Annotated in this window: 13 protein-coding genes; 8 read left to right on the plus strand and 5 right to left on the minus strand. The window is 48.4% G+C overall.

Features of this window, described 5'->3' with window-relative positions:
• Positions 1-140: 140 nt before the first annotated feature.
• The 4 genes from VJ249_03125 to VJ249_03140 all read left to right on the plus strand — a co-directional run bounded on the left by VJ249_03125 (position 141) and on the right by VJ249_03140 (position 3280).
• Positions 141-638 (plus strand): winged helix-turn-helix transcriptional regulator, encoded by a 498-nt coding sequence (locus tag VJ249_03125; protein ID HKZ93559.1) that lies wholly within the window; start codon positions 141-143, stop codon positions 636-638.
• A 132-nt stretch (positions 639-770) separates the two neighbouring features.
• On the plus strand, positions 771-1913 hold the full coding sequence (locus VJ249_03130; GenBank protein HKZ93560.1) for a 2-oxoacid:acceptor oxidoreductase subunit alpha: 1143 nt from the start codon (positions 771-773) through the stop codon (positions 1911-1913).
• A gap of 1 nt (position 1914) precedes the next feature.
• Positions 1915-2754: a thiamine pyrophosphate-dependent enzyme gene (locus VJ249_03135; protein ID HKZ93561.1), complete on the plus strand. Its 840-nt coding sequence runs from the start codon at positions 1915-1917 to the stop codon at positions 2752-2754.
• The gene (locus tag VJ249_03140) at positions 2741-3280 is read left to right on the plus strand and encodes a 2-oxoacid:acceptor oxidoreductase family protein (protein ID HKZ93562.1); all 540 of its coding nucleotides are present in this window, start codon (positions 2741-2743) and stop codon (positions 3278-3280) included. Before VJ249_03135 ends, VJ249_03140 begins: the two co-directional genes overlap by 14 nt.
• A gap of 10 nt (positions 3281-3290) precedes the next feature.
• Here the strand turns inward: VJ249_03140 and VJ249_03145 are convergent, their stop codons facing one another.
• From VJ249_03145 to VJ249_03155, 3 genes are all read right to left on the minus strand, one after another.
• The gene (locus VJ249_03145; protein ID HKZ93563.1) at positions 3291-3650 is read right to left on the minus strand and encodes a hypothetical protein; all 360 of its coding nucleotides are present in this window, start codon (positions 3648-3650) and stop codon (positions 3291-3293) included.
• Between the two features lie 120 nt (positions 3651-3770).
• Positions 3771-4652 carry an RsmB/NOP family class I SAM-dependent RNA methyltransferase gene (locus tag VJ249_03150; GenBank protein ID HKZ93564.1) on the minus strand — a complete coding sequence of 294 codons (882 nt, stop codon included), beginning with the start codon at positions 4650-4652 and terminating at the stop codon, positions 3771-3773.
• A 59-nt stretch (positions 4653-4711) separates the two neighbouring features.
• On the minus strand, positions 4712-5623 hold the full coding sequence (locus VJ249_03155) for a malate dehydrogenase (protein HKZ93565.1): 912 nt from the start codon (positions 5621-5623) through the stop codon (positions 4712-4714).
• 21 nt (positions 5624-5644) lie between these two features.
• Here VJ249_03155 and VJ249_03160 point away from each other — a divergent pair, with 21 nt between their 5' ends.
• Positions 5645-5872, plus strand: coding sequence for a hypothetical protein (locus VJ249_03160; protein ID HKZ93566.1), 228 nt, complete (start codon positions 5645-5647; stop codon positions 5870-5872).
• Between the two features lie 702 nt (positions 5873-6574).
• A complete protein-coding gene (locus tag VJ249_03165) occupies positions 6575-7435 on the plus strand; it encodes a radical SAM protein (protein HKZ93567.1) in 861 nt (286 codons plus the stop codon).
• On the opposite strand, the gene aqpZ is transcribed toward VJ249_03165, so the two are convergent.
• Together aqpZ and VJ249_03175 are read right to left on the minus strand one after the other, a co-directional pair.
• Positions 7432-8136 carry an aquaporin Z gene (aqpZ, locus tag VJ249_03170; protein ID HKZ93568.1) on the minus strand — a complete coding sequence of 235 codons (705 nt, stop codon included), beginning with the start codon at positions 8134-8136 and terminating at the stop codon, positions 7432-7434. The genes VJ249_03165 and aqpZ overlap by 4 nt on opposite strands.
• 105 nt (positions 8137-8241) lie before the next feature.
• Positions 8242-10455, minus strand: coding sequence for an elongation factor EF-2 (locus VJ249_03175; GenBank protein HKZ93569.1), 2214 nt, complete (start codon positions 10453-10455; stop codon positions 8242-8244).
• A gap of 489 nt (positions 10456-10944) precedes the next feature.
• Here VJ249_03175 and VJ249_03180 point away from each other — a divergent pair, with 489 nt between their 5' ends.
• The gene (locus VJ249_03180; protein ID HKZ93570.1) at positions 10945-11514 is read left to right on the plus strand and encodes a nitroreductase family protein; all 570 of its coding nucleotides are present in this window, start codon (positions 10945-10947) and stop codon (positions 11512-11514) included.
• Positions 11515-11599: 85 nt separating this feature from the next.
• Entirely contained in the window at positions 11600-12103 is a 504-nt protein-coding gene (locus tag VJ249_03185; protein HKZ93571.1) for a hypothetical protein, read from the plus strand.
• Positions 12104-12283: the final 180 nt, after the last annotated feature.

Below are 12283 nucleotides of genomic sequence, written 5' to 3' on the forward strand. Positions count from 1 at the left end.
GTGGAGTATGAGTGAGAAATCCACAGTTATAAGAATTAGAGTGCAGACCAAACTGGTCTGTTGCGACCCCTCCCCGAAGAATTCTCCATAAGATATATTATTTGGCTGCACAATGGTTTGAATGATGCGAGATGACCGAAATGAACGAATTGGATCATAAGATTTTCTGTGAATTGCTGAAGAACTCTCGTGTAAGTGACAGGCAGATGGCGCGGAACTTGGGCACATCACAGCCCACCATCACTAGAAGACGATCGAACGTCGAGAAGAAGCTTATCGAAGGCTACACTGTTATCCCAAAGTGGCAGGAGATCGGATACGAGATTGTGGTGTTCACCTTCATAAAAGGAGACAGAGGTGTTCGCAAACCCGTCGTATTTGATGAGACCTTAAGGAAAGTCAGAGACTGGTTTTCGAAAGAACCCAACGTAATCTTCGCAGCAACAGGCGAAGGGTTGGGATTTGACGGAGTGATGGTTTCATTCCACAAATGCTACTCAGATTATGCTGACTTTAAGAAAAAGCATGACAAAGAGCTTTCGAACTTCTCGGCTGAGAGTCAAAGCTTCATAGTGGACATAAACTCGCCAATCGCTTTGAAACCGTTCCATCTGAAATATCTGACTGACGCAAAGTGAAACTGCAACAACGATTCTGAAGCTTTTTGCGCTTGCCATCCAGGCTCGACTGGATACGCTATCTCTTTATGAGCGATTTGCAAATAAAGTCGTATTCTACTCATCTAAGGGTTCTTGGAGCGCGACACAACATTGGTTTACAAGGTAGTGCCTGGAACGCATTTCTGGCAAGGCAATGAAGCCTGCGCTGAAGGCGCCATAGCAGCTGGCTGCCGATTTTACGCTGGATACCCTATTACGCCTGCGAGCGAGATCTTTGAGCACATGGCAGTGCGACTGCCTAAAGTAGGTGGTATTGAGGTTCAGATGGAGGATGAGATGGCTTCGCTCGGCGCGGTTATTGGCGCCAGCTGGGCTGGAACTAAGGCTATGACTGCCACATCTGGACCTGGGTTCAGCCTCATGCAGGAGATGATTGGCTACGCTTTCATGACTGAGACGCCGTGCGTGATTGTTGATGTTCAACGGGCTGGACCCTGCACTGGGCAAGCAACGAAAGTGGGTCAAGGTGATGTCATGCAGGCGCGTTGGGGTATTCACGGTGACTACGCCCCGGTTGTCTTGGCGTCAAACTCAGTGCAGGAACTGTTTGACCTGACTGTGCGTGCCTTTAACCTGGCTGAGACTTTTCGAACTCCGGTAATTCTTCTAAGTGATGAAATCATATCGCATATGCACGAGAGCTTGATTGTGCCTGCTGAAGGGCAGATCGAAGTGATTGACCGCAAAAGACCGAAGAAGGAAGACACTGCCTTTTTCATGCTGCCTGACGTAGCGCCTATGCCGTCGGTTGGGGAAGGTTTCAGTGTAGCTGTAACGGGTTCGACGCATGATGAAACTGGGCGCAGGTTCACTGCAGATCAAGCTGTGCATCAGCGGCTCGTCAAAACGCTTACTGGCAAGATCATGAATAATGCGGACAAGCTCGTGGATTTCGAAGCTTACAACATAGATGACTGCGATGTTGGCGTGGTTTCGTTCGGTTGCACTTCACGGGCAGTATATGAGACTGTTGAACTGGCTAAGGAGGAAGGCGTGAAAGTTGGTTTTGTGCGGCTCAAGACCGTTTGGCCTTTTCCAGAGAAAGTGGTCCGCGATATGGCGAAGAAGGTCAAAGCCATTGTTGTGCCTGAGTTGAATATGCGTGAATTATTTTACGAAGTGGAACGGGTTGTGCAAGGGGCTGCGCCAGTACTCTCCGTGAACAAGGTGGGCGGCGGAGAAATGATAACGCCTGAAGAGTTGTTGGCTGAAGTCTTGAGGAGCGTGAAGTAGCATGGCTTTGGCTGAGCCGTTCAGCATGAAGCGATACTTACGCCCAGACTTGACGCTGCCCTTCTGTGTGGGCTGCGGCTGCGTCAATGTGGCGAGCAGTTTCTTGAGAGCGGCACATGAGCTCGGACACAAAGATTTGAGTAGATTCGTTTTCTGTAGCGGCATCGGCTGCTCCGCATGGATTCCATCACCTTATCTAATGGCTGATTCGCTTCACGTGCTTCACGGCAGAAGCATTCCAGTGGCTATGGGCGTCAAACTTATGCGCCCTGAATTGAACGTTGTCGTGTTTGGTGGAGACGGCGACATCGCAGGCATCGGCTTAAGTCACCTCGTGCATGCAGCGCGCAGAAACTTGGACATAATGGTTGTAATGGTTAACAACATGATTTACGGCATGACCGGCGGACAGGTGGCGCCAACCACGCCGTATGGAATGAAGACCACAACTACGCCTTATGGCAACTTCGAATACTCTCTAGATACTGCACGTTTGGTTGTTGCCGCAGGCGCCAGCTATGTGGCTCGCTGGACGACAGCCCATGGAGAGGAATTGACGCAATCCATGAAAAAGGCGATTACCACCAAAGGCTTCGCTTTCATTGAAGCTGTCAGTCCATGTCCTACAGCGTTTGGAAGAAGAGTTGGACTTAAGGATGCTGCGGAGATGCTACGCTGGTTCAAAGACAACTCTATTCCATTGGATCAAGCGTCCACGATGACCGAGAAGGAACTTGAAGGCAAGATTGCGGTAGGCGAATACGTGCGTCGCGAGAAGCCAACATTAGTAGACAATGTCTACAGGATTTTGAAGGAGGCGCAGAAAAGTGGCACAGCCTAGAAAAACCGAGATTCGAATTGCAGGGCTAGGCGGACAAGGCGTAGTGCTAGCTGGGCACATACTGAGCAAGGCAGCAGTCAAAGACGGCTTACACGTGGTGCAAACCCAAAGCTACGGCGCCGAAGCCAGAGGAAGCGCAGCCAAAAGTGAAGTCATTATTTCAACCGAGAAAGTCGGTTTTCCCATGGTGAGAAAAAGCGACGTGCTGGTTGCAATGAGCCAGACGGCTCTCGACAAGCATTTGAAAGATCTTAAAGAAGACGGAGTCCTAATCGTAGATACGAGCATCGTTAAGCAGCTACCTCATGTAAATGCTAAGATAGTCAAAGTGGAAGCGACGGAAAAAGCGGAGACTGAACTCAAGTCGCGAATGTATGCGAACATGGTTATGCTTGGCGTAATCATCAAAACAACCGAACTAGTCGCCCGAGATTCAGTGGAGAAGGCGATCAAAGAGACCTTCTCAGGAGAGGCTGCTGAGACGAACATTCTGGCTTACAAGTTAGGGTTAAGTCTTGCCAAGTGATTGCAGGCGATTAGGCTCGTCTTTCTCTTCTCAGAAAATCACCAATGTCTGAAACATTTCGAACGACAACTTGATTCCTGTCTTCCTTCACTTCGAGACTGTGTAAGATTCTGCCGAAGCCAAGGCACTCGCCATGCTGGTTCACAACCAATGTGTACGCGCTTTTCTTCTTTGAGCCGACAACTTTCAGTATTCCTCGCCTGAAAATGTCTCTCCCAACTGTGAACAACCATTCCGATTTCTGATCAACCATAACTCTGTTTGCATCGTTCCGTGAGGCAATCATTCTCAACAGGTTGAAACTTGGAAAGAAGACTCCGCGCTTGACTTTTCCAAGATAGGTTCCAGCATAGAAGAAGTCTTTGGACACGAACCGCTTCATTTGTTGGCTTAAGAGAAAATATCTGCCTCGATTTTCAACAGATAAGCTCTCATCCCATGTCAGGCTTGCGCCAAACCGCCTCACAAAGTCAATTATCGGCTTCGTTCTTCACACTCGCTTCTTAAGTTTACAGACGAAAAAGCCTTGAGTTTGCCCAGGCCATATTCTCTTGCAGCTTGCCACTGTGCTGGCAACCCTTTTTCCAAAAATGCTCGTAGGCGCCGTCTCTCCGTAGCATTCAACTGGCTCAGCTTGAAGCTCAAGGTGTTCTGTAGCCCAGTCGATGTTCAATTCGTTCTCTTCGGGCTCTAAGCTGCAAGTGGAATAGACGATCTCGCCGTCATCATTGAGGATCGCCTCCGCTTCAGTCAAGATCTGTCTCTGCAGCGCCGCGTTTCTCTTCACGTCTTCGATTGTTCTTCTCGTGAACCATTCTTTGTCTGTGGCGAAGTTGCCTGAGCATGGAACGTCGAGCAGTATTCGGTCAAACTTGATTTTCAGCTGAGATGCATGTCTTGCATCCATGTGACACACGATTGTGTTCTCGACACGGCATCGTTCCAGATGGTTCGAGAGCGGGGTTAATCTTCGTTTGTCAACGTCCAGAGCGAATATTACGCCTGTATTATGCATCAAGTCTGCCAGTTGAATGGTTTTGCCTCCTGGAGCCGCACAAGCATCAAGAACAGTTTTGTCCTTCAGGTCGCTGAACAGTGTTGCTGGAATCTGGGCAGCAGCTTCCTGAATCGAATAGTGTCCGATAAGATATTCACTTGTGGCTCCAACTGAGAACGCAGACTTGCGCACCCAATGGGCATGTGGCACAAAAGAAACCGGTTCCAGCTCGATTCCGCGAGATTCGAGTCTCCTCACAGTGTCAGCTTCTTTAGCGTTTGTGATGTTGATTCTGATTGCCTGTTTCAACTCGACTGGTCGGTATTCCCAGCCTAGTTTGCTATATCGATCGACAAAGAATTGTTTGCCTGACATCAACGATTAGGGTAGTCTGTGGTCATAAAAATCTTGGCGTGTCTGACACGACAGTTTTCTCAGTTTTGCAATTGGCTAATTGCGTCCTTTGTCGTGGAAACTGATTTTTCAAGTTGTTTGTGTGTTTCGGGTTTGAGCTTGAGCTGCAGAATCATTTCAACACCGTTTCTTCCTAGAACAACGGGTACGCCGATGGATACATCAGAGAAGCCGTATTCGCCTTGCAGATTTGTGGAGACGCTCATGACTCGGTTGCGTCCTCTCAGAACTGCGTCTACCATTATGGCTATCACTACCCCGGGTGCGTGTGTTGTGGCGCCTTTCAGTTTGATGACGTCGGCACCTGAGGTTTTCGTTAGGTTCACAATTTTGTCAATCTGCTCTCTTGTGAGCAATTCAGTTATAGGTATTCCTGACACCGAGGCGCATTCCACTAGCGGAACCATGGAGTCGCCGTGTTCACCTATAACCAAAGCGCGAACATCTTCCCTCGACACGCCCAGTTCCATTGCAATGTAAGACCTGAAGCGCATTGTGTCAAGGATGTTGCCCATGCCGAAAACTCGATTTCTTTCGAAACCCGACTCTTTGTACGCCACATAAGTCATGACGTCAACAGGATTAGTTACAACCATAAGCTTGCAATCAGGCGCGTACCGTGCGATTTCTTTTGCAGCCGACCTTACAATCTTTGCGTTCTCGTTCATGAGATCAAGGCGACTCATCCCAGACTTTCTACCCGCGCCCGCAACTAGAACCACAACATCTGAACCTGCAATCCGCCTGAAGTCACTTGTGCCCACAACTCTGCCATCAAATTCAATAGCCGGTGCAGCCTGCATCATATCCAGCGCTTCGCCCTTAGCTAGGTCCTCGGAAACGTCCACTAATACGACATCGCTGATTCTGAACCTCAAAATATCAAACGCCGCAGCAGTTCCAACTTTACCTGCACCTATGATCGAAATCATTGCCTTCATCGCTCCTTTGGCTTGAGAGCCTTCTATGAACAAGTCTCGATTATTTGGTTTACGTTTACGTTCATCGAAAAACTCGAAAGGGACTACCTCGCCGCAAAGAAACTCTTCATCAAACACGGACGCCAAGTGGACGCAGGCACTCTTCTGATACTAAACAACTTAATCGAATTCATGGAACAAGCAGCAGACGTATGCGCTGACACAGCTGACTACATAACCATACTCGCAAGCCAAGGCTGAACCACAGGCGTGCTCGAAAACCAGCAAGACACGCTATGACACCAACCTTCACTCAACCATACTCAGCACCGCAGTGAAGGTCACAGGGAATAAACATACTCCTTCTCTCGAAAGTCTCCCCATCGCAGCCGCAGCTTTCCAACCCAACATAGAAGTAGTAGTCAACGTACACGCGGCGCTGACGACTACTTCTGAGCAAAGCCAGCTCGGTATTATAACCTGTTCTAAGCCCAAATTAATAACATCTGAAACAAAAACAGCCACAAACAGTCTGCGCTTCCATGTTCAACCACAACTGTCCAAGCCTTCCCGCAGCCTCCAACATTCTGAATGATGTCGTCATCTGGAACAGCTGTTACGACAAGGTGCACATAGCTTCAGCATAAACTGGTTGAAGAAGGCATAAGGGGCATACCGCCTTCTTCTTGTGAAATCTCTCTTCCCGCACAGCGCCCATCAACATAGGCAAACGTCACGATTGGCAACATTAATGGTGCCTTTTAGCAACATTGAAAGTCACCATAAAACACGAGTCAACAGCCTCAGAAACACCATTCAGAAACCCGAACAGTCCCCAAGAAACAAACTGAAAAGCAGAACTTTCACCGCAAAAAAATTTTCAACGCTCATACTAACCCTCTCCTCCCTGACTTCCGCATACAAACAACACTTAAATCCGACACAACACACAGCCACCATACGATGACGCTACTCAGACCCTTCGACCCATGGCGCTCACCGCTCTGCACCTGCCTCAACAAACTAACCTTCAACCCATACACAGGCTGCGACCACAAATGCATCTACTGCTACGCCACCAGCTACGTCCCACACTTCTACAACTGCCGACCCAAAACAGACCTACTGAAACGACTCAAAACGGAAGCCCAACGACTCAACGGGCAACTCATCTCCATCGCCAACTCCAGCGACCCCTACCCAACAATAGAAAAAACCCTACAACTAACCCGCCAATGCCTCAAAACCTTATCAAACCAAAACTGCCGCATCCAAATCATAACCAAATCAAACCTAGTCACAAGAGACACAGACATCCTACAAAAAACCCAATCAGCAGTAGCCTTCACCATAACCACGGACAATGACGCCTTAGCCAAACAACTCGAACCCAACGCACCACCACCCTCACAAAGAATGCGAGCAATAGAAACCTTAACCCAGAGAGGCATCCCCGTATGCGTCAGAATAGACCCAATCATACCCTCCCTAAACGACAATTCAGCAGACCTCATCAAAACACTCGCTACACTAGGCGTCAAACACGTAACAAGCTCAACCTACAAAATCAAACAGGACAACTGGAAACGCTTCAGGCAAGTCTTCCCCCCAACCGCCCAACAGCTGGCACCACTCTACTTCAAAAGAGGCGAAAAAATGGGCGGATACCGATACCTACCAGCAAAACTCCGATACAACATACTGAAAGGCATCAGGGAGCAAACAACGCAGGCAGGAATGACCTTTGGAACATGCAGGGAAGGCTTTCCACAGCTAAACACAGCCACATGCGACGGCGCCGAATACTGCCAACATCAACGCTAAGCCGATTTCTGTCCGTTGACCATGAGACGCCAGACAGCCGCTGCTAATAGTCCACCAAGAATAGGCGCAACCCAAAACAGCCACAATTGACTCAAGGCTGTGCCACCTGCAATCAATGCTGGACCCAAGCTTCTCGCAGGGTTCACCGATGTGCCCGTCACAGGAATCCCAACTAAGTGGATGAGGACTAGGCTTAGCCCGATTGAGATTCCAGCGAAGTCCTTAGGCGCCTTCTCGCTGGTAGACCCCAAGATAACAAGTAGGAAAATAAACGTGAGCACTACCTCGGCAATGAAAGCTGAGCGCATGGAGAATCGGCCCGGCGAAGCCGCATCGTATCCGTTCTGACCCAGACCGCCAGTGGCTAGGGTGTATCCCGGCATGCCAAGCGCGATCACGTACAAGACCCCAGCTGCAACTAATGCGCCCACACACTGCATAGCTATGTAGATTGCAGTGTCTTTCGCCTTCATTTTACCCGCGGCTAACATCGAAATAGACACAGCTGGATTAATGTGGCATCCCGAAATTCCTCCGATCGCATAGGCCATAGCCAACACCGAAAGTCCAAAAGCAAACGAGATTCCCACAAAACCTATGTATCTGCCAGCCAACACGGCGCTTCCGCAGCCCAAGAGAACGAGGACAAATGTGCCAAGCAATTCGGCAAAGTACTTTTTCGCTTCGCTCACCGTCATCATGCCCACATACCTCGCAAGTCTCAGATAAAGTGCAGTTTGATTTTCAGTTGACCTCCAGACTTTATATGAGTTTCCATGCCTAAAGCAGCAAAATGCTAAAGGCAGTTACGGTTCGTCTATGAATTTGCTGGCCACAGGAATTTCAGGCGGAAGTCCACGCCTCTTCCTTATTTCCCGTATGATTACATGGGCGGTGCTAGCAGGGATTTTTTCCCAGTGGTCGAGGGTTGATTGCCAGAACGCGTGGCCTGACGTGGCTGAACGCATTTCGGCGGCTAAACCGAAGGTTTGGCGTACAGGTATATAGCCTACTATGTTGTTTATTGGGCCTTTCTGCTCTGACGCTGTAATTCTGCCTTTTTGTCTGGTTATTATGCTGCTGACTTGGCCTACCCACTGCGTCGGCGCTGTGATGTTGATTTTGAATATGGGTTCGACTAGTGAGGCTTTGGCTGTTAGAAACGATCCTAGTATGGCTCTTCGGGTTGCTGGCACGAGTTGGGCTGGACCATGGTGAGCTGGGTCTTCGTGCAGTTGGGCGTCTATTAGTTTTGCTTTTATGCCTCGGATGGGTTCTTCGCATAAGGGTCCGTTTTGGCAAGCCCATTTGAAGCCTGATATTATCGTGTCTCGCGTTTCGTGTGTAAATTGGATGCTTTTGGCTTCGTTTACGAGGATGTTCTTGTGCTGTTCAATTGCCCAGACGTTTTCTGCTTCAGCTGTTGTCCAGTTTGCTTTTTTCTGGAGTGTGGTTGAGATTTGTCGTGGGTTGGTGTCTTCTGTAAGTTCGCTTTTTTCGATGAGTTCGATTACGTTGTCTTCCAATGGTTGGACTTGTATGATGAGTTTGTTGAGTTTGTTGGGGCTTTTGGCTTGGGCTGCTATGCCTTTTGCTGTGACGCTTTCGCGGTAGACTACTATGGGTTTGCCTGTGATGATTTCGAGGTCGCCGCCTGCGTAGTCTCGTAGGAATTTTGTGGCTATTTCGAGGTGGAGTTCGCCTATGCCGCTGAGTAAGTATTCGCCGGTTTCTTTGCTTATGGTTGCTGTGAGGTTTGGGTCTTCGATGGTGAGGCGTTGCATGGCTTCGGTTAGGCGGGGTAGGTCTTTGGGGTGGGTGGGTTCTAGGGCTATGGTGATTACGGGTTCGGAGATGTATCGGATGTGTTCGAAGGGTATCATTGTGTCTTTGTGGCTGTTGTCGACTAGGGTTTCGCCTGTTCTGGCTTGCTCTATGCCTAGGAGTGCAGCTATGTTGCCTGCGTTGATTTGGTCAACGATTTCGCGTATTGCGCCCATGTACATTGAGACTTGTTGTACGCGGTGGTTTTTTTTGGCTTCGACTAGGTAGATCTCGTTGCCTGCTGTGACCTTGCCTGAGAAGAGTCGTCCTGTAGCTATTAAGCCTGCGTGTGGATCCGTCTGTGTCATAGTTACGCACATGACTGTGGGTCCTGTGTCTGTGCAGTTGAGCATGGCTTGTCCTATTTCTGTGTCTAGGTTGCCTGTCCAGATTTTTGGTAAGCGATACTGCTGTGCTGTGATTGGGTTTGGTAGGTGGTTGACTACCATGTTCAATATGGCGTTGTGTAATGGTATGGTTTCAGCGAGTTGTTCGACTGTGTTTTTTTGGTAGGCGTTGATTATGTCGTTGAATTTGATGTTTTTTTGTTGTGCTATGCCTAGTGTGAAGCCCCATTTGTGCAGGGCTGAGCCGAAGGCTACTGTGTCTTTCGCTGGGTCTACTTTCCATTTTTCTTGGTGTTCTGGTTCTGCGTAGAGTGTGATGAGGTTGTTGAAGTCGTTTATTATGTGTGTTAGTTTTTTTTGTATGTCGGTTGTTGTGAGTCGGAGTTCTTTGATTAGGCGGTCTATTTTGTTTATGTAGAGCACTGGGCGGACTCGTTCGTTTAGTGCTTGTCTGGTTACGGTTTCTGTTTGGACCATTATTTCTTCGACTGCGTCTACGACTATGATGGCTCCGTCGGTGGCTCTTAGTGCTCGGGTTACTTTGCCTGTGAAGTCTACGTGTCCGGGTGTGTCGATTAGGTTGATTACGTAGGCTGTGCCCGGTTCCTCATGCAGTAGGCTTATGTTGGCGGTTTTGATTGTTATGCCTCTTTTTTGTTCTTCCTCTAGGTAGTCTAGGGCTCGGGCGGTTCCTGCTATTTTTGGTGAGAGTAAGCCGGCTTCGGCTAGTAGGCTGTCGGTCATGGTGGTTTTGCCGTGGTCTATGTGGGCTATGATGCCTATGTTGCGTATGTTTTGTTTGTGGCTCATGAGGCGTAGTATGTCTGTGGTCTGCTTGAATCGTGGCATAGGCGTGTTTCCTGTCTGTAGGGGTCTATTAGTATGGGTGCGGAGAAATTTTTTTTGGTGTGAAAAGCTCGGCATCAGTTTGTGCGTTGGACGCTGTTGCTGATTCTGTATGGTGTTTTGGGTTCTGTTTTCGTTGGTTTAGCGTGTTTTTCTATGTTGTTTAGCGTGAAGTTTCATGTTGGTTAGCGTGACGTTTGGCATGTTGGCTCGGATGTTGGTGGCTCTGCGGGAATAGAAATTTTAGAAGAAGAAGGGGATAAGCCCCTTATACCTTCTTCTACTTTCTGTTCAGATGTTATTAACTTCCGCTTGGAAACAGTAATAATAACTTCTTGAATGTTTGCGACGTGTGCGGTTTTGAGGTGTGCGTGTTGATGATTGGCCACTGCTTGTGAATGTTGACGTTAAATGATGCGCGCGCAAGATTTTATGAACTTGAGATTCCTTTGTTCAGTGGTTAGAAAGCGCTCGAAAAATGGATTTGATGGTATGATCTATGAGAAGATAAAGAACCGGAGAACGATTAGAAAATATGCGCAGAAGGATGTCGCTCAAGAAGTCTTGCTAAGATGCGTGGACGCTGCGAGACTTTCCCCTTCAGGAGCCAACCGTCAACCGTTGAAATATATCATAGTTAACGATCAGGAGTTGATAAGAGAAGTATTCAGCACGTTGAGGTGGGCTGCTTATCTACCAGATTATCAACCTAGCGAACATGAGATGCCGAGGGCTTACATTGTTATAATCCTGGACAGAAGTATTCTTGAGAACTCAGGTCATGATGCAGGCATCGCTGCAATGAGCATTTCTATGGTTGCGTACGACGAGGGTCTAGGATCGTGTATTCTCGGCGCTGTTAATAGAGTGAAATTGAAGGGGATTTTGAAGGTGCCGGATGGTCTCGATATAGTTCTAGTAGTTGCTCTCGGGTATCCAGCAGAAAACCCAGTGGCCGACAAGGTGAAGGATGGCGACATAAAATACTGGCTTGACAAGAACAGAGTATTACATGTTCCGAAAAGAAATCTTGCAGAGGTAGTCAAATGGAACAGATACTAACTTGCCGCGCGCATTCTTTCTTGGCGTTCCACCACAACGCTTATGTTAGGCTCGAATGTTTCTCTTTAGCGAGCGTGTGTGTAGTTTGAGTGAAGACTTTGTTGAAAGACCCCGACCTCAACCTGTTGATGTTAAGATTAGCGAGTTGACGCCGAATTCCAAGGCGGTGAACGTAGTCGCAAAGGTTGTATCTAAGGGTGAGGTGCGAAGCACCACGAGTGGGCGCGATTACACGGCGCATAGAGTTGTGGATGTGTTGGTTGGGGACGAAACCGGTTGTGTTTACCTGAATCTTTGGGATGACAACATAGATAAGGCCAAGGAAGGCGACGTTCTCAGTATCAAGAACGGCTATGTGAATTTGTTCAGAGGCAACATTAGGTTAAACATAGGTCGTTATGGAAGCTTCGAAGTCGTCGCAGAACCCAAAATAGCAGAAGTGAACAGTGAGAACAATCTCAGCAGCAAGCAGTATGAACAAGAAAGACGCTTCGGCGGAGGATACGGCGGTGGTGGAGGCGGCTACGGAGGAAGACGAGGCGGGTACGGCGACAGACGAAGAGACGACTATCAAAGAAGAAGATACTGAAAACACAATTAACTCAAGAATTATCTTTTTGATGTTATAGACACGTTTGATGTACTCTTTAGCGCATGCTCTGCTCGATGAAAAAGGAGATGTTGCGTCGTGTGCATGCATTGGGCATTCTCTTTTGTGATCCTTCGGGTTTATTTTCACTCGTGTCTCTCTGCTTGGGTTGTTGTGCGC

The sequence above is a fragment of the Candidatus Bathyarchaeia archaeon genome, from assembly GCA_035283685.1.
Taxonomy (GTDB): Archaea; Thermoproteota; Bathyarchaeia; order Bathyarchaeales; family Bathyarchaeaceae; genus DATETJ01.

What these genes read in the sequence shown, in the direction of transcription:
- VJ249_03125 (HKZ93559.1), top strand. Translation starts at nt 141, where the DNA reads ATGAACGAATTGGATCATAAGATTTTCTGTGAATTGCTGAAGAACTCT.
- VJ249_03135 (HKZ93561.1), top strand. Translation starts at nt 1,915, where the DNA reads ATGGCTTTGGCTGAGCCGTTCAGCATGAAGCGATACTTACGCCCAGAC.
- VJ249_03150 (HKZ93564.1), bottom strand. Translation starts at nt 4,652, where the DNA reads ATGTCAGGCAAACAATTCTTTGTCGATCGATATAGCAAACTAGGCTGG.
- VJ249_03155 (HKZ93565.1), bottom strand. Translation starts at nt 5,623, where the DNA reads ATGATTTCGATCATAGGTGCAGGTAAAGTTGGAACTGCTGCGGCGTTT.
- VJ249_03165 (HKZ93567.1), top strand. Translation starts at nt 6,575, where the DNA reads ATGACGCTACTCAGACCCTTCGACCCATGGCGCTCACCGCTCTGCACC.
- aqpZ (HKZ93568.1), bottom strand. Translation starts at nt 8,136, where the DNA reads ATGATGACGGTGAGCGAAGCGAAAAAGTACTTTGCCGAATTGCTTGGC.
- VJ249_03175 (HKZ93569.1), bottom strand. Translation starts at nt 10,455, where the DNA reads ATGCCACGATTCAAGCAGACCACAGACATACTACGCCTCATGAGCCAC.
- VJ249_03180 (HKZ93570.1), top strand. Translation starts at nt 10,945, where the DNA reads ATGATCTATGAGAAGATAAAGAACCGGAGAACGATTAGAAAATATGCG.